The sequence below is a fragment of the Prolixibacteraceae bacterium genome (genome assembly GCA_019856515.1).
GTDB classification, from domain to species: Bacteria; Bacteroidota; Bacteroidia; order Bacteroidales; family Prolixibacteraceae; genus Halosquirtibacter; species Halosquirtibacter xylanolyticus.
Genome location: CP082230.1, coordinates 4790925 through 4808033, shown reverse-complemented (window position 1 = coordinate 4808033; position 17109 = coordinate 4790925). Strand labels below are relative to the sequence as shown.

Here is a 17109-nt window from a genome sequence, read left to right as displayed (position 1 = left end):
TTTCATTAATTAAAAGGGTGCATCACCTGTTACAGTAATTCCCATACTACGTGCTGTACCTGCCACCATTGACATTGCAGACTCTACCTCGAAACAGTTAAGATCAGGCATTTTTGCTTCTGCGATACCTCTAACTTGCTCCCAAGTAATAGATGCTACTTTATTAACGTGAGGCTCTGGTGAACCTTTCTTAAGTTTAGCAGCTTCCAACAATTGAACAGCAACGGGTGGTGTTTTAATGATAAAGTCAAATGACTTATCAGCATAAACCGTAATAATTACAGGAAGTACTTTACCAGCTTGATCTTGAGTTCTTGCATTGAACTGCTTACAAAACTGCATGATGTTCACACCTTTAGCACCTAATGCAGGTCCTACCGGAGGCGAAGGATTCGCAGCACCACCTTTAATCTGTAACTTAATTAACCCAGCAACTTCTTTTGCCATAATGTAATAAGTTGAAATAAATTATAACTACTCCTTTTCGACTTGCATATAGCCAAGCTCCAAAGGAGTCTTTCTACCGAAAATCTTAACCATCACTTTCAGCTTCTTTTTCTCCTCGTTAACTTCCTCAACGAGGCCATTAAAGCCGTCAAATGGTCCATCGATAACTTTCACAGTCTCTCCCATAACAAAATCAACACCAGAAGCCTCTAGTGTCTCCTCTGCATCATCCATGGTACCCAAAATACGATTCACCTCGCTTTGACGCATAGGTATAGGCTCGTTCGTCTTAGTATCAGCTAAAAAGCCAATAACATTAGAAACGCTCTTCAAAATATGAGGAACCTCTCCTACTAACGCAGCCTCAATAAGAATATAACCAGGAAGCGAGATTCTCTCTTTTGTTATCTTCTTACCATTACGTATTTGATACACCTTTTCAGTCGGGATCAAAACTTGAGAAACATAATCCTGGAGACCTAAATTTGCGATCTCAGCCTCGATATACTCTTTGACTTTCTTTTCTTTACCTCCGACAGCCCGAAGAACATACCATTTTTTTGTATCCACACTCATTTTCGACCTCCAGCAATTTTAGAAAAATAAACCGTAAAGCATCCCTGTTAATTTCTCAAAAGAGAAATCAACCACAAACACCAACAGTGCAATTATAAAAGAAGCAACCATAACAACTAATGCGCTATTAATTAACTCCTTCCGACTTGGCCAACTAACTTTGTAGACCAACTCGTTATAAGAATCTTTAATATAAGCTAATACTTTCATATATCGACTGTTTAATTTAGACGAGTTCTTTTGTCGGATATAAGATAATCGAAATCTTAATTCATCTCCAGCTTAGACATATCCGTAAATTTGCGGTTCCCACGAATAGGAACCGCAAAAGTATATTTAATTCATTGAAATAACAACAAATTATTCAACAATCTCAGTTACCTGACCTGCACCAACTGTACGTCCACCTTCACGGATAGCGAAACGAAGACCTTGGTTCAATGCAACTGGGTAGATAAGCTCAACATTAATTGTAACGTTATCACCAGGCATAACCATCTCAGTTCCTTCAGGAAGAGTAATCTCACCTGTTACGTCAAGAGTACGTAGGTAGAACTGAGGACGGTATTTATTATGGAATGGAGTGTGACGTCCACCTTCTTCTTTCTTAAGTACATAAACCTCAGCCTTAAACTTAGTGTGAGGAGTAATTGTACCTGGCTTAGCAAGAATTTGACCACGCTTGATCTCTTTCTTATCAACACCACGCATCAATAGACCAACGTTATCACCAGCTTGTCCATCATCAAGAATCTTACGGAACATCTCAACTCCAGTACAAACAGTTTTCTTACCTTCAGCTCCAAGACCAATAATTTCCATCTCATCACCAGTGTGAATAACACCAGTTTCGATACGTCCTGTTGCTACAGTACCACGACCAGTAATAGAGAATACATCCTCAACTGGCATCAAGAATGGCTTATCCATATCACGTGGAGGAAGTGGAATCCATGAATCAACTGCATCCATCAATTCCATGATTTTGTCTACCCACTCTTGCTCGCCGTTCAATCCACCAAGAGCTGAACCCATAACAACTGGAGATCCTTCGAAATCGTAGAATTCAAGAAGTTCAGTAACTTCCATCTCTACAAGCTCTAAAAGCTCCTCATCATCTACCATATCAACCTTGTTCAAGAAAACAACGATTTTAGGTACGTTTACCTGCTTAGCTAGTAGGATATGCTCACGTGTCTGAGGCATAGGACCATCAGTTGCAGCACATACAAGAATAGCACCATCCATTTGAGCAGCACCAGTAACCATGTTCTTAACGTAGTCAGCGTGACCTGGACAGTCTACGTGAGCATAGTGACGATTTGCTGTTTCATACTCAACGTGAGCAGTATTAATAGTAATACCACGTTCTTTTTCTTCAGGTGCGTTATCGATTTGATCGAAATCACGAGCTTCTGAAAAACCTTTGTCTGCCAATACTTTTGTAATAGCAGCTGTCAAAGTAGTTTTACCGTGGTCTACGTGACCAATAGTACCAATGTTAACATGGTCTTTGGATCTATCAAAATGTTCTTTAGCCATAACTCCAATAAAAAATTAGATTCTAAAAAAAATCAGTTAAAAAATTACTTTTCATATTTCTACATTGAGAAACATACGTGGGGAGAGCAGGATTCGAACCTACGAAGTCGTAAGACAGCAGAGTTACAGTCTGCCCCAGTTGGCCGCTTTGGTATCTCCCCATTTCTATAACATAAAAACACACCACTTCTCACGATGGATGAAATGGTGTGCAAATGTAAAAACATTTTCAAGTAAAATACAAATTTACTTGAACTTTTTTCTATTTAAATCGAGACTTTTCTTTTACACGCTCTAACTGATGCTTAACAGCAGACACAGCTAAATCTACAGCCTCTTCAAATGACACAGCATTTTTCTTTGCAAATAAATAATCATGATCAGGGATAGATAGCTTAAGTTCAGCTACTTTATTCTCTTTATCCTGACCTGGAACAACACGGAAAATCACTTCAGCCCCAATAATTGAATCTAAATACTGATCTAATTTTGCAACTTTTTTTTCCGTAAAGTCTAACAACTTCTGATCAGCCTTGAATTGTACAGATTGAAATGTAACATTCATATAACACTCCTCCATCTTTTAACCCCTAGTATGGGCTTGTTTGTAAACTTTCCTTAATTTCTCAAACGTCGTATGCGTATACACCTCCGTGCTCGCTAAACTTGCATGCCCTAATAACTCCTGTATAGCCCTTAAGTCTGCCCCAGAATTCATCATATGCGTAGCATAAGAATGGCGCAACACGTGTGGACTCTTCTTCGACACTGTCGAGACTTTAGCAAGATAACGTTTTACTACCCTATAAACAAATTTATGGTACACTTGTTCACCCTTGTCTGTTAAAAAAAGAACGCCTTCCAGATCCCCAAAAACGCTCTTTCTAGCCTCTAAATAACTAGACACCACATGACATAACTCATCATTAAATGGAATAATGCGTTCCTTATTACCTTTACCAAGAACTTTCATTTTTTTCTGACTTAAGTCGATATTTTGGATCTGCAACCCCACCAATTCAGACAAACGCATGCCTGTTCCATAAAAAACATGCAGAATAGCACGATCTCTCAAACCCGAAAAATCACTAGAAAACCAATCATGATCTAATAAATTATCCATCTCCCTTATTCGAACGAAGAAAGGCAACTTCTTTCTTATCTTGGGCAGCACAACTAAAGATGTCGGATCCTTCTCCACATATTCATTTACCAAGAAAAAACGATACATCGACTTTAATGCAGATATCTTACGATGCACAGTACGAGGAGCCATACCCTTTCCCATTAAGTAAACCACCCACTCTCTTACAAGAAATGAATCCACCTCCCTCCAATCAAAAGAGTCAACCATATCTTCGGCGAAACTACAAAACTGGTTCAAATCAATGCGATAAGCAACTACGGTATAAGAAGACAGTCGCTTCTCATACTGCAAAAAGTTTATAAAATCATCCAACCCCATACACAAATATTTTACAGCAAGATACAAAGAAGCTACAAACAAAAAAAAAGAGGTTGCTTCAATAATTGAAACAACCTCTTTTATATGATATAAAACAATCTATAGAAGATTAATCTTCCTCACGGTGCAATTGCTCGATATAGATAGCTTTCTTAACTTCTTCTCTTCTTCTAATAGATGGCTTTACGAAATGCTTACGGCCTCTTAATTCTTTTACAGTACCTGTTTTTTCGAATTTACGCTTAAAACGCTTAAGAGCTCTCTCGATATTTTCGCCTTCTTTAATTGGTATTACGATCATTTTTTAAAATATTATAATTACTAAACTTAAAAATAAAAATCAATTTTTGATTTGTAAACATCCTATCGTAAACCCTTTTTCATTTTCAATGTATACACCTCCAGCATATGACTTTAATTAACAAATTACAATTATATGGTGGGAATACATGAAAGGATGATCTCATCGTTTCGGGCGCAAATTTACATTTTTTCATCACACAGACAAAGCAAGAATGAAAAAAAACACTCTTTTTTTAATAAAAATGGCAATATAAGCTCCTTATAAGCTTTTTACAGAACCCATATAGCGATTAAATCATCCACAAGCCCTCAAAATGAAAAACAAAAACATCAACCCATAAACACCTCTTACATGAGAACATAATGAAAGAACCAATCATGATAGAAATACAAATAGAAGCAGACAGGGGATATAAAGCGCCTTTCCCCTGCCTTTCCCCTGCAATTATTCGAGAGATGTCCGAGAATGCTTCGAGAATGATCCATCGATTCAGGTAAAATGATGGACCATTATCGGATAATCGTTGAACATTTTCCAAGCCAATGCAGGGGAAGCTCAGGGGAAAGGCAGGGGAAAGGAGCTTTGATGTCTCTAAGAGAACCATCAAAGGTGGATACGACACCTTAAACAAATCAGATAGGGTCGAGAAAAATGAGAGATCAGAACTACTCTAACACATTGAAGATTCCATCACAGTTATTGGAGTACGTCTTATTCGGGTAGCGTTTCGAATGAGACAAATTAGAGTTTGCTCCAAAGAGGATCGATCTAAACATCAAACGTTTTAACACGATTCAGCACCGTAGGTAGACCTACAGTGCTGAATTAATCCCTACAAGAGTTAAAGGAACATTATGCCGTTATTATCTAAAGATGGTTTTAAACAACAAACACCTACAACCATTAGAATGTCAACACCTTAGTCTGGTCATCCTTTAGATAATCTGTTAGAGGTATCGCCATTGGAGCAACTTCAAAGTTTAGTTGTTTCAAATCATCCACCACATCATAGGCTGTAGCACATGCAATACATGCTCTGATCTTCACACCATCCTTTTTCATCTGCATCAACTTCTTCTGTATCTTCTTATTCTCTGCAACCAACTTAGCAGAAGGCCCCCATATGATCAATGTGACCTCTTTGAAAAGGTGATTTCGTGCAGCAGCATGTGTATACATTAGTGCAACTCTATCGGCAACATATGGATCATCGCTAGTCCATAAAACAGCAAGTTTATCATCATCTTTTTTTACTTGTGCATTGCTCTCGAATGGAGTAAGTACCATCAGCGATGCCAATGTCAAACACAAAACAATAAAGTTCTTCATAAGTAACGTTTAGTTTAAATATTTTTCAACACGGCCAACAACAACTTGGATGACAAACGAGTTTTATAATCAGGGTCGATATATTCAAATAGAATAGTGCCATTTTCATCTACGACAAAAACAGATGGTACTGGAAGTAGTGAATCCTCATTTTCTCCACCACTCTTACTCTTTAACATCAAGTTATATTTAAATGGAGCCTTAAAACCGATCCCCATCGCTTTAATCAACTCTCCATTCGCATCTGAGAAAAGTTGATACTTTATCTCATCCTTCTCTTCAGTTTTCTGTAGGTTCTTTGGAGAATCAGGACTTATTGCAACTATTTGATAGCCTAACTCTAGAATTTCGCTCTCAGCCTTTTGCAGTTCTGAAAGATGTAGGTTACAATAAGGACACCATCCGCCTCGGTAAAAGACCAGGACACTCTTCTTACTGTTTAGAACATCCTTCATAGGGATGTCGGTGCCATCCACTTTTTTTACACTCACTTTTGGTATGTTTTCACCAATAAGTAGTGGAGAGATATCTTTAGGATCTTTGGGTAATTGCGCACTAGTTAACTGAGCCATAAACAAAAATAATACAATTAAGTACTTCATAATAATTCAAGAATTAATTAAACGTTTCTAAAGGTAGAACCAATATCACACTTCTATGAGGAGTAGATTTCCATTCTATATTGTTTAAACTGCGTGTAATCACATCAGTGCAGGCAAAGCTATGATTCCATCACGGGTATAATATATTTGGCATTATTGACTCCTCACATCAACATAAGATTGGTATCATAGGACAGGTCAAATTAATTCGTTTTAAAATCAATAACGAGAACTAAGCAAGTCACATTATTGCAAATAAAACATGTGAGCAGTGTTATAGAAACAACTAAATATGCCCACATGTTCATGTCCAAAAACTAGAAATAATTCAGTAAAAAGATTTACATTGAAACCTTTACACTACCAGTAGGATTTGTTGCCGCAGCATTGTTATCCAATGGGTAGTTAACGTGATCCATCGCATCAGCGGGGATACTTCCAAAAAGAGGTTTTAACAAGAATGGTGCAGCACTATTATCGGGCACAGGCTCAATAGAGATAACTGCCTTACCACCTGAAATATCCGTTGGGAACATCAATCCATCAGGAGCACTGTGTAAGAAATCTTCTCCAGGGAATGGTGGCCCTGCCATTTCACCACTAAATGGATCATTTTGATCTACTGTCGATACAGAAGAGAATTTACCAGTAGAGACTGGTTGTCCATTTATTACTGCCCAACCTTCATAGATCCAACCATCAGGTAGTGTAGGCAGGGTTAACCCAACCATGGGTGCACCACTCGCTAGATCAAGGAACCAAATACCACTTTTTTCATTAGTATCGGCTCCATTTGTTGGGGTAGCCAAAATATACTTACCCATTGCAGAGGTAAGGTCGACTCCCAAAGCAGTAGCATGATCTACACTCAACATCGCTTCACCGTTTACTATACTTCCTCCTAAAATATGTACTTTACTAGGGGCAGGATCTGCATCTTGCATCGGCTCAATAGTCACAACGAAAGCAGATGCTTTGTTTAGACTAGCTCTATCCAAAGTAAAACTATTGGTAGACATACGCCCATCACCATCTACATTAAATGTTCCCACTGAGACAGGTGCTCCATCGACAATAGCCCAACCCTCATATGTAAAATCAGCTCCTAGATCAGCCAAACCATCAATTTTGACATTAAAATCTCCATTCATTGGAGTGACATTATCATCTTCGTTATCACATGAAACAGCTACAAATGCTAAAACAACTGCTAACGTTAAATATCTTAGAATTCTCATACAATAATCTCCTATTTATTTTATGTTTCTTTTTAAGTATCTATAATTCTGGTGCAAGAGGAAAATCAATATCAACCTGCGTCGTGTTGTGGATGAAGTTTGTAAAGCTGCTTACATTAACCAAAGCCACGAGGTCAATCAATGCTCTATTATCAAATCCAGCGGCAAAGAAGCGATTAAAAACATCCTGACTAAGTCTTCCTCTATTATTTGCAATATCCTGTGCAGCATCCACAATAACTCCTAAATGAGGATCAATCACCTCTCCTTTTCTTATTGCGAGTAGCTCATCGTCGGTAAAACCATTCATCTTAGAGATTGCAGTATGCGCAGAAATGCAGTACTCACACCCATTCACTTGTGCAACAGCTAATTTAACGGATTCAATCTCCTTCTTATTAAAACTAGAAGCTCCGACAACACTGGAATATTTTAAATAGCCCTCAAGTACATCAGGAGAATATCCGATTGTAGCATACAAGTTAGGTAACATTCCTATCTGATTTTCGAGAGAATTAAAGATCTCTTTAGCACGATCATCAACTTGATCTTTCGTTGGTACGATTACTCTTCCCATAGTATTGTTTTTTTATCATTTAACTAACAATACAAAGATGGGGAGTCGTGAAGGATATCTCATTAACGATATTTCCCACACACATATCAATTGTTCCTCTTTGTCAAAAATATGATAGAATTAAAATAGAGATCGGTATTTCAATGGACTATCGCCCGTGACTTTCTTAAAAAGACGACTAAAATGAGAAGGTTCATCAAAGCCTAATTCAAAAGAGATCTCTTTAATTGTCTTATCCGTGTAGTATATCATTCTTTTGGCCTCTAACACAATTCTCTCTTGAATAATCTGAAGCGGAGTGTGGCCATTCAGTTTATTGAAAGTATTCGCTAGGGTTTTAGGAGATTTAAAAAGAAGTTCTGCATAGTCAAAGACTTTATGTTTGCTCTTATAGTATTTCTCTACTAATGCTTGATAACTTCTCAACAAGTCAGTCTCCTCAAGCGGTGGCACAGATGAGTAGAACAACTGTTCTCGAGCCATTCGTACACATACAATAATCATACGTTTCAATAATAGACGCAACATATCACCTTGATTGGCATCGGGAGATTGAAATTCTGCTAGAAATGACTCAATTAATATTCGAAATGGTTGTATCTGTGAACTACATATATCTAAAATAGGTAGAGATGGAAGGGCTCCAAAAAGCAACCCATTACACGACAGATCAGCATCATGCAACTCCAAACAATAGAACATTTGATTAAAATCAATGATAAAATGATTCTCATCTTTACAGTCAACAGACTTTAAGTAACCACCCGGAGTAAGGCAACAGATCTTATTGGTTTCGATCACGTAAGATTCAAAATCGATCTGAATTTCCATCGGCTGACCAAAATTCACCACAATAGTATACATCGATAGTGGCTTTTCTATAACTTCTTTTTGCCACTCTTTTGCACTCAGAATAGAAAAATGCGCACGCATTGCATCTTGATAGTTGTATTCCATAAATTAATAATTTATTCTATTTACACCCACAAAGATTTCAGAAAACAAAGGCAAGTACACTGTTAGAAACTCACATAATGAACAAGATACGACTTATGCACCTCAGAAATAGTTAAAGTTGAGATAAACTCAGCATAAGAACCAAAGCCCATATTCTTCTCTCGATAATTCATTACAGAAACAACATCAGTACTATTTAGATAAGGTAATTTACGAAGAGACTCGTATGAAGCGACATTAACATCAATAGGAATGATATCATTTGAATCTAAGAAGAACAGTTTGCGACAGTAAGAGAGTGTTTTATCACTAACACAACATAAATCTTTCAACTGCTCCCATGAAACAAAACCACCATATCTACTTCGATATCGATAAATCCGAATCATCTCGTCTGCATTCGATTTTGTAAGTAATTTGCTATAATCAGCATATACTATCCTATTAAAATCAACCCTTTTAATAGGATTATCCTCTGTAAGTACAACTAAACCCCGAAAATGTTCTGCCCAAATAGAACCTTTATTGCAGAAGGAGATGAATTGATTCACATCACGAAATCGCCCTTTCGCTCTTCGATACTTCTCAATTCTACTTATCAGCGAGCTATCAAAGCCCAATAGCTCAAGAGAATCTTCAGTAATATTGTTAGGATCAAACTGAAAGCAAGATACAGATGACCACCTTAATGAATCAATAATGGTATTGGGGATATCTAACTTTTTAACTAATGCTATCTCTTTATGACCAACATAAACATATCGGCAACAAACAATAACACCCCCCAAGAGGATGATACTAAAATAGGATATAAGACTTCTCTTTTGTGCACTCATCTCTATATGATAAAATATAGAGTAATAACATATAGCAGTTTTAACTTGTTCAGATAAAAAGAGTAAGAGAAAAAGTGGTTCATAAAATCAAACAATACTATAGGAAGGGAAATACCTAAGAATAGAGTATAAAAAAAGGCTGTCTTAAAGAAGACAGCCTATATATTTTGATAACATAAAAGATCTAAAACTTAAGAAGACCAATTGCATTTAAAAACACCAATGCAATAGCAAAAGGTGCAATGAATTTAATGATAAACATGAACAATTTAAACAAAGATGTTTCAGGCTTACCTTCTCCAAGAACTTCCTGTGCAACAGATTTTCTTGACCATATCCATCCTGCGAAGAAAACGATTAACATCCCTCCTACAGGCAATAGAATATTTGACGATAAATAGTCAAATAAATTAAATAGAGTAAACTTACCTATAGTTACAGATTTCAATGGACCAAAAGAGAGCGCACACATCACTCCTAAAATTCCAACAGAGGTAAAACCAATTATGGTAGCCTTAACTCTTGACATATTCAACTCTTCTGCAAAATAAGCAACGATAACTTCTAACAAAGAGATAGACGATGTTAAAGCTGCAATGACTAAAAGAAAGAAGAACAAAATAGAGAAGAAGTATCCCCCGGTCATTTGTTGAAATACATTCGGAAGTGTGATAAAAACCAACCCTGGACCTGAATCAGGTTCAATGCCGAAAGCAAAAACAGCAGGGAAGATTGCGACACCAGCAAGTACTGCTATCGCCGTATCAGCCAATGAAACAGATGCTGCTGACGAAAACAATTTCTCTTTTTTATCAATATATGAACCATAAGTAATAATAGTTCCCATACCTAAACTTAAGGAGAAGAATGCTTGACCTAATGCTTCTAATACAACTTTAGATGTCAATTTCGAAAAATCAGGATAGAATAAAAATTTCAATCCTTCAGAGGCACCATCTAGAGTGATCGCACGTATATCTAGTACTATGATGATCAAAAAAAGTAAGGGCATCAAGATTTTTGTATATTTCTCGATACCTTTTTCAACTCCAGCAACTACCACCAACCCTGTTAAAAACAAGAATACCAAAGTCCATACTACCGGCATAAAACTACCAGAAGTGAAGGCTCCGAACATTTGATCTAAAGCTTGTGGGTCTTTGCCATAAAAGTTATTTGCGATAGCGTCGTATAAATACTGTAAGGTCCAACCTGCTACGGCACTATAAAATGAAAGAATCATATAAGCTCCGACGACCCCCATGATTCCAATTAGATACCATTTAGATTTGGGTGCTAATTTACGAAATGAACCGTAAGTATTACGTTGTCCTGCACGACCTATAGACATCTCTGTCAACATCAAAGGAACACCCAAGAACAATATAAACACCATGTATAATAAGAAAAAAGCACCCCCTCCATTTTCTCCTAACACATATGGGAATCTCCAAATATTCCCCAATCCGATAGCTGAACCAGCTGCAGCTGCAACTACTCCAAACCTACTAGAGAAACCATCTCTATTCTCTTGTTGCATATTATGATATTATATTGAATTCGACTCGACATACCTTCAGTGAGGTATCGCAATTTCTTATATGACTTTTATCAGGTATGCAAAAGTGCATTTTTTTGATCCACCACACAAGATTTTTATCTTACAATAGATAAAAACGAGGTAGTTCATTTCAAAAATGAATAGATAACAGTCAAATTTCTTTACAAAAAAGAGGCTGCTATAACAATTCAAACAGCCTCTCTTTACACCATATATTAAAGTACTAAAGGTCTAATATACCTACAGCATTCATAAAAACTAAAGCAATTGCAAAAGGTGCAATAAACTTAATAATAAACATGAATACCTTAAACAATGATGTTTCAGGTTTGTCTTTACCCAAGATTTCATTGGATACTGATTTACGTGCCCACTTCCATCCAGTAAAAATAACAATTAAGAAACCTGCTACAGGTAGTAAGATATTGGAAGATATATAATCAAACATATCAAAGATTGTTTTGTCAAATATCGTCGCCTCTTTTAAAGGCCCTGACGATAATGAGCACATCACACCAAATACACCAATACTTATGAAAGATATAACAGTAGCCTTTGCTCTTGATATCTTCAACTCTTCTGTAAAATATGAGACCACCACTTCTAAGAGTGAAATGGAAGATGTTAATGCTGCAATAACTAGTAAGAAGAAGAACAGCACCGAGAAGAAGTATCCTCCAGGCATCTGTTGAAATACATTAGGCAATGTAATAAATACTAGACCTGGACCTGAATCAGGCTTAATTCCGAAAGCAAATACTGCTGGAAAAATAGCTACACCAGCTAATACTGCAATGGCAGTATCTGCTAGAGAAACAGAAGTCGCTGACGAGAATAAATTCTCTTTCTTACCAATATATGATCCGTAGGTAATCATTGTTCCCATTCCTAAACTTAATGAGAAGAATGCTTGGCCTAACGCTTCTAAAACAGCTTTTGAATCTAACTTCGAGAAATCTGGATGGAAAAGAAACTTCAACCCTTCTTCCGCACCATCCAACGTCACAGCACGAATATCAAGAATAATGATTATCACAAAAAGTAAAGGCATTAAAACCTTGGCATACTTTTCAATTCCTTTTTCCACTCCTGCAACAACAACACAACCGGTCATTACAAGAAAGACTAATGTCCATATCGAAGGCGCATAGGTACTTGATCTAAACGACTCAAACATGCCATTCAACTCGACAGAGCTTTTACCAGAGAAACCATCCGTTACTGCATCAAACAGATATTGCAGTGTCCATCCAGCTACAGCACTATAAAAAGATAAAATAAGGAATGCTGCTGCAACACCCATTACTCCGACTAAATACCATTTGGTCTTAGGTGCTAAAAAACGAAATGTTCCATAAGGATTTCGTTGTCCTGCTCGACCAATAGACATCTCTGTCAGCATTAGCGGCACACCAAGAACCAAAATAAAAGCCATATAAACTAAGAAAAAGGCGCCCCCTCCATTTTCTCCTAAAACATAAGGAAATCTCCAAATATTCCCTAAACCTATTGCCGATCCAGCCGCAGCAGCGATTACACCGAAACGACTTGAAAAACCATCTCTACCTTGTTGCATTTACTCTATAGATAATACAATTATACATTTTCACATCATATTGATTACAAAATCATAGTTTTTGATGTGACAAAATTCCAACTTAAAACTCAGGGTGCAAAAATGCACTTTTTACATCTATGTACAAATATTTTTACAATTAATTTCATCAATAAAACAGCAAATAGGTAAAAAACCGTAAGCTCAGCACATCCTATTGCTTTTTATTTATGTGATTTCACAATATTATTTTGATTATTTAGAACTAATCCTTGATATAGAAGTGAAATATTCGAAATCCCAATGAAGTGCTTTTGCAGAAAATTTAAGTTAAAGACATGAAAAAAGGGCAAACTCTAAAGAGCTGCCCTTATATAATTTAATAACCTAACGTTTGTTAGTTATTAGTTTTTATCCAAACCGTTTAGGTCAGAGTATGCTACTTGAAGACGAGCAATCAAAGACTCTTGTCCTTTACGTAACCATACACGTGGATCATAATATTTCTTGTTTGGCTTATCGTCACCTTCTGGGTTTCCGATCTGTCCTTGAAGATAGTCATGGTTTGCTGCTTCAAACACACGAATTCCATCCCAAGTAGCCCACTGAGTATCAGTATCAATGTTCATCTTGATCACACCGTATCCAATTGCTTCACGAATCTCCTCAAGAGTTGATCCTGATCCACCGTGGAATACGAAGTTTACTGGCTTCTCTGAAGTACCAAGTTTTTCTTGGATATATTTTTGAGAATCACCTAAGATAGAAGGCTTCAACACAACGTTACCTGGCTTGTATACACCGTGTACGTTACCGAAAGAAGCTGCAATAGTGAAGTTTGGAGAAACTTCCATCAACTGCTCGTATGCATAACATACCTCTTCTGGCTGTGTATAAAGTAATGAGTTGTCAATATCTGAATTATCAACACCATCTTCTTCACCACCTGTAATTCCTAACTCAATCTCTAAAGTCATACCCATTTTAGACATACGAGTAAGATATTCTTTACAGATCGCAACGTTCTCTTCAAGAGGCTCCTCTGAAAGATCTAACATGTGTGAACTATATAGAGGTGCACCAGTTGCAGCAAAATGCTTTTCACTAGCATCTAAAAGTCCGTCAATCCAAGGAAGAAGTTTTTTTGCAGCATGGTCAGTATGAAGAACAACGCGAACACCATATGCTTCAGCAACAGTATGTACGTGATGTGCAGCAGCAATTCCACCTAGGATTTGAGCCTGTTGACCTTCTAACTTTAACCCTTTTCCTGCAAAGAAAGCAGCTCCACCATTAGAAAGCTGTACAATCACTGGAGAATTTGCAACTTTTGCAGACTCGATAACAGCGTTAACAGAGTCAGTTCCTACTACGTTTACTGCAGGAAGTGCAAAGTTGTTTGCTTTACAAATATCAAAAAGTTTAGTTAGATCGTCACCAGTAACTACACCTGGCTTAATCTCTTGAAATAAATTAGCACTCATAGCTTCGTAAAATTATTGTATAAAAAAATCTGAATTTCTTTAATATTATTATCTCCATATAATCCAAACCATCAATACCTTATAATGATTTAAATCAGTCGACAGGCAAATGTACAAATAAAAAACGAATTCACATGTTATAGAGCAGAAAAATCACTTGACTAGAATGGATATCCGATAGCTATCGAGAAGACAAAATCTGTACTTTTAAATTTTCTATTGGTAGGAATCCATCTTTGCCCTTCTGGCTCTGACGGATCACGTAATTTAATACCTAAATCACCACGAATAATGGCATAGTCAAAATTAAGTCTTGCTCCGACTCCTGTACTCACTGCAAACTCCTTATAAAAACGTTTAAAGTCAAACTCTGCCCCTACACGGTTGTCATCTATAGACCAAATATTACCCGCATCAAAGAACAAAGCCCCTTCTAATACTCCAATCATATTGAAACGATATTCAACATTAGCCTCTATTTTAATGTCTCCGACCTGATTTGGATAGTCTGTTGGGTTCGCTTTATATGAGCCAGGCCCTAATGTTCGTGCACCCCATCCTCTTATATCATTTGCACCTCCAGCATAATATTTACGCTCAAAAGGAACCTGTACCGAGTTGCCATATGGAACAGCAATTCCCAAATAACTTCTAAAGACCAAAGTATTGTATTTATCAATCACTTGACCTCTTCTCAAATCCACATTAAACTTAAAATATTGCGCATATGGGGTATCAAAAAAAGTATATTGTGGAACAGGATTACTCTCAAAATCAGTCTTCTCTTTATTAAGGGAAGTATTAATTAATTGCAAAAGATTCCCCGACGTCTCCACCTTAGTAAACAAGTACCAATAGTCGGAACGTTTTCTCATATTTTGCGTATTGTATGTGTAACTATACGAGAATGCAAAGATAGAGTGATCGGTATAGGAGCTTCGGATTGTTAGATTTTCGATAGACTCAACAAAATCAGGGTCCAAAGCAAACATACGAACTAAATATAGATCCAAAGGGTTAACTTCGTGCGAAGAGAACTGACTCGATTTCCACCTATAACCAAAACCAGAACGAACAATAGTTCTAGTATAATCAGGTCGTTGTTGGTAGTTGTAGGACATCACAAATTGGGTTTGTGGCGTAGAGTAGTTAAACCAGTTATCTGAATTAAAAGGAAACCAGAATTTCGGTATGGTAAATTTACCATCAACTCCCCCTTCCAATGTATTAAACAACTTAATCGTATCTTGGGTACCATAACGCTGTCTCTCAATAGCACCACTAAACTTCACGTCAATCCGCTCTCCACCAGTAAATAAGTTCTTATGCTGATAAGCCAGGTTTGAACCCACACCTAAATTCCCAGAGGTATTGGTTCCCTCCAGTTCAAATGAGTATGACTGTTCTGTATTAGGTGTTAGCTGCATCACACAATCTAAAAGAGGATAACCATCTTCTGACTCTTTTTTTGTATCGATAAACTGAATATTCATCGCACGATAGAGCTTTAACTGGGTTAATTGACTATAAGTACGATCGACATTGAATGATGAATAGAACTCTGAATCATCAATGTGGTTGGCTCTAATAATGAGTTTTGGATTTACTCGCAAAGTACGATCGTACAAAAACACATAATTATCAATCTTTACTGTATCAAAGACCAAAGGCTCTGACGATAATATAAGTCGTTTAGGGTCGAACTGAGCAAAAATCTTATATTGTCTAATCTTATATTTTCTATTTGGCTCCAACACAATCGTATCGTTCACCAATACTCGTTTGGGTTGAACAACCATGGTCAAACCAACACTCGTTTTTCGACCTAATGTATCTGCCGTATAATAGATTTCATCTTCATCGAACTTATAGAACCCCTGTTTTTGAGCCTCTTTCTTGATATCTTTGCGGAAGACATCTAACTTATTTACATCAAATTTATCCCCTTTTTTTACCAATTTATTTGGATCTATTTTATCCAACACCTCAACAACAGTAGTATCTTTAACCTCAACATCAAAACTTGAAATTAAATATGGAGCCCCCAATTTCACAAAATAGGTGACATCCACCATATTCTTCTTCTTTGTAACAGAATCACGAATAGAAGCATGATAATAACCTAAATTGCGGAGATGTTTTAGCATCTCTTCTCTACTACGCTCTGTTTTAGCTCTACTATACACAACTGGAGCCTCTCCAATTCGTGTCCAGAAACTCTCTTTTTTCTTCTTTGGTGATAAATTGTACAGTCCTAAATGAAAACGCAAGAAACCTAGAATACGAACATTGGGTTCCTGTCGTAAATATGGACGAAGTTCTTTCTTTCCTACCCCTTTAGTGTCCAACTTTATATCCACCTTATTTAGAAGATATTGATCCGCAGGAACATATTTAGTTGGATTACATGCTACTATGAAGGCAAATCCTAACAGTAGTAAATATTTATATATGCGTTTTAAATCTAGCACCATATTTCTCAAAAAGTAATTCATCGACACTTAAGTCAATAAATATATTAACTTAAATATCATTTTAACCAGTTTTTACAAAAATAGTCTATAAAATTGAGTTTTAAATAAAAATCAACCAAATGAAATATAATTGTTTGATTTTTTGTAACGAAAAAAATGAAG

Annotated in this window: 17 protein-coding genes and 1 tRNA gene; all 18 read right to left on the bottom strand. The window is 36.7% G+C overall.

Annotated elements, in window-relative coordinates; genetic code table 11:
* Positions 1 to 9: 9 nt before the first annotated feature.
* The 18 genes from rplK to K5X82_17550 all read right to left on the bottom strand — a co-directional run bounded on the left by rplK (position 10) and on the right by K5X82_17550 (position 16947).
* Positions 10 to 447, bottom strand: a complete 438-nt coding sequence (gene rplK, locus K5X82_17635; protein ID QZT37033.1) for a 50S ribosomal protein L11 — start codon at positions 445 to 447, stop codon at positions 10 to 12.
* 27 nt (positions 448 to 474) lie between these two features.
* On the bottom strand, positions 475 to 1023 hold the full coding sequence (gene nusG / locus K5X82_17630) for a transcription termination/antitermination protein NusG (GenBank protein QZT37032.1): 549 nt from the start codon (positions 1021 to 1023) through the stop codon (positions 475 to 477).
* A gap of 18 nt (positions 1024 to 1041) precedes the next feature.
* Complete coding sequence (secE, locus tag K5X82_17625) at positions 1042 to 1233, bottom strand: preprotein translocase subunit SecE (protein ID QZT37031.1); 192 nt, start codon at positions 1231 to 1233, stop codon at positions 1042 to 1044.
* Between the two features lie 150 nt (positions 1234 to 1383).
* The gene (gene tuf, locus K5X82_17620) at positions 1384 to 2565 is read right to left on the bottom strand and encodes an elongation factor Tu (protein ID QZT37030.1); all 1182 of its coding nucleotides are present in this window, start codon (positions 2563 to 2565) and stop codon (positions 1384 to 1386) included.
* Between the two features lie 78 nt (positions 2566 to 2643).
* Positions 2644 to 2726 (bottom strand) — tRNA-Tyr (locus K5X82_17615).
* Positions 2727 to 2827: 101 nt separating this feature from the next.
* Entirely contained in the window at positions 2828 to 3130 is a 303-nt protein-coding gene (gene raiA, locus K5X82_17610) for a ribosome-associated translation inhibitor RaiA (protein QZT37029.1), read from the bottom strand.
* A gap of 18 nt (positions 3131 to 3148) precedes the next feature.
* Complete coding sequence (locus tag K5X82_17605) at positions 3149 to 4030, bottom strand: tyrosine-type recombinase/integrase (protein QZT37028.1); 882 nt, start codon at positions 4028 to 4030, stop codon at positions 3149 to 3151.
* Positions 4031 to 4139: 109 nt separating this feature from the next.
* The gene (gene rpsU, locus K5X82_17600; protein QZT37027.1) at positions 4140 to 4331 is read right to left on the bottom strand and encodes a 30S ribosomal protein S21; all 192 of its coding nucleotides are present in this window, start codon (positions 4329 to 4331) and stop codon (positions 4140 to 4142) included.
* Positions 4332 to 5237: 906 nt separating this feature from the next.
* Entirely contained in the window at positions 5238 to 5621 is a 384-nt protein-coding gene (locus K5X82_17595; protein ID QZT39153.1) for a DsrE family protein, read from the bottom strand.
* A 56-nt stretch (positions 5622 to 5677) separates the two neighbouring features.
* Positions 5678 to 6265 carry an AhpC/TSA family protein gene (locus K5X82_17590; GenBank protein QZT37026.1) on the bottom strand — a complete coding sequence of 196 codons (588 nt, stop codon included), beginning with the start codon at positions 6263 to 6265 and terminating at the stop codon, positions 5678 to 5680.
* A 341-nt stretch (positions 6266 to 6606) separates the two neighbouring features.
* On the bottom strand, positions 6607 to 7503 hold the full coding sequence (locus K5X82_17585) for an anti-sigma factor (GenBank protein QZT37025.1): 897 nt from the start codon (positions 7501 to 7503) through the stop codon (positions 6607 to 6609).
* Between the two features lie 40 nt (positions 7504 to 7543).
* Entirely contained in the window at positions 7544 to 8080 is a 537-nt protein-coding gene (locus tag K5X82_17580) for a carboxymuconolactone decarboxylase family protein (GenBank protein QZT37024.1), read from the bottom strand.
* A 120-nt stretch (positions 8081 to 8200) separates the two neighbouring features.
* Positions 8201 to 9037: a helix-turn-helix domain-containing protein gene (locus tag K5X82_17575; protein QZT37023.1), complete on the bottom strand. Its 837-nt coding sequence runs from the start codon at positions 9035 to 9037 to the stop codon at positions 8201 to 8203.
* A gap of 62 nt (positions 9038 to 9099) precedes the next feature.
* Complete coding sequence (locus K5X82_17570; protein QZT37022.1) at positions 9100 to 9873, bottom strand: helix-hairpin-helix domain-containing protein; 774 nt, start codon at positions 9871 to 9873, stop codon at positions 9100 to 9102.
* Positions 9874 to 10057: 184 nt separating this feature from the next.
* Positions 10058 to 11413 carry a sodium-dependent transporter gene (locus K5X82_17565; GenBank protein ID QZT37021.1) on the bottom strand — a complete coding sequence of 452 codons (1356 nt, stop codon included), beginning with the start codon at positions 11411 to 11413 and terminating at the stop codon, positions 10058 to 10060.
* Positions 11414 to 11657: 244 nt separating this feature from the next.
* A complete protein-coding gene (locus K5X82_17560; protein ID QZT37020.1) occupies positions 11658 to 13010 on the bottom strand; it encodes a sodium-dependent transporter in 1353 nt (450 codons plus the stop codon).
* Positions 13011 to 13393: 383 nt separating this feature from the next.
* Entirely contained in the window at positions 13394 to 14473 is a 1080-nt protein-coding gene (fbaA, locus tag K5X82_17555) for a class II fructose-bisphosphate aldolase (GenBank protein QZT37019.1), read from the bottom strand.
* A 161-nt stretch (positions 14474 to 14634) separates the two neighbouring features.
* The gene (locus K5X82_17550) at positions 14635 to 16947 is read right to left on the bottom strand and encodes a BamA/TamA family outer membrane protein (protein ID QZT37018.1); all 2313 of its coding nucleotides are present in this window, start codon (positions 16945 to 16947) and stop codon (positions 14635 to 14637) included.
* Positions 16948 to 17109 lie beyond the last annotated feature (162 nt).

What these genes read in the sequence shown, in the direction of transcription:
- fbaA (QZT37019.1), bottom strand. Translation starts at nt 14,473, where the DNA reads ATGAGTGCTAATTTATTTCAAGAGATTAAGCCAGGTGTAGTTACTGGT.
- raiA (QZT37029.1), bottom strand. Translation starts at nt 3,130, where the DNA reads ATGAATGTTACATTTCAATCTGTACAATTCAAGGCTGATCAGAAGTTG.
- K5X82_17595 (QZT39153.1), bottom strand. Translation starts at nt 5,621, where the DNA reads ATGGTACTTACTCCATTCGAGAGCAATGCACAAGTAAAAAAAGATGAT.
- rplK (QZT37033.1), bottom strand. Translation starts at nt 447, where the DNA reads ATGGCAAAAGAAGTTGCTGGGTTAATTAAGTTACAGATTAAAGGTGGT.
- secE (QZT37031.1), bottom strand. Translation starts at nt 1,233, where the DNA reads ATGAAAGTATTAGCTTATATTAAAGATTCTTATAACGAGTTGGTCTAC.
- K5X82_17605 (QZT37028.1), bottom strand. Translation starts at nt 4,030, where the DNA reads ATGGGGTTGGATGATTTTATAAACTTTTTGCAGTATGAGAAGCGACTG.
- K5X82_17570 (QZT37022.1), bottom strand. Translation starts at nt 9,873, where the DNA reads ATGAGTGCACAAAAGAGAAGTCTTATATCCTATTTTAGTATCATCCTC.
- K5X82_17580 (QZT37024.1), bottom strand. Translation starts at nt 8,080, where the DNA reads ATGGGAAGAGTAATCGTACCAACGAAAGATCAAGTTGATGATCGTGCT.
- tuf (QZT37030.1), bottom strand. Translation starts at nt 2,565, where the DNA reads ATGGCTAAAGAACATTTTGATAGATCCAAAGACCATGTTAACATTGGT.
- K5X82_17565 (QZT37021.1), bottom strand. Translation starts at nt 11,413, where the DNA reads ATGCAACAAGAGAATAGAGATGGTTTCTCTAGTAGGTTTGGAGTAGTT.
- rpsU (QZT37027.1), bottom strand. Translation starts at nt 4,331, where the DNA reads ATGATCGTAATACCAATTAAAGAAGGCGAAAATATCGAGAGAGCTCTT.
- K5X82_17575 (QZT37023.1), bottom strand. Translation starts at nt 9,037, where the DNA reads ATGGAATACAACTATCAAGATGCAATGCGTGCGCATTTTTCTATTCTG.
- K5X82_17590 (QZT37026.1), bottom strand. Translation starts at nt 6,265, where the DNA reads ATGAAGTACTTAATTGTATTATTTTTGTTTATGGCTCAGTTAACTAGT.
- K5X82_17585 (QZT37025.1), bottom strand. Translation starts at nt 7,503, where the DNA reads ATGAGAATTCTAAGATATTTAACGTTAGCAGTTGTTTTAGCATTTGTA.
- K5X82_17560 (QZT37020.1), bottom strand. Translation starts at nt 13,010, where the DNA reads ATGCAACAAGGTAGAGATGGTTTTTCAAGTCGTTTCGGTGTAATCGCT.
- nusG (QZT37032.1), bottom strand. Translation starts at nt 1,023, where the DNA reads ATGAGTGTGGATACAAAAAAATGGTATGTTCTTCGGGCTGTCGGAGGT.
- K5X82_17550 (QZT37018.1), bottom strand. Translation starts at nt 16,947, where the DNA reads ATGGTGCTAGATTTAAAACGCATATATAAATATTTACTACTGTTAGGA.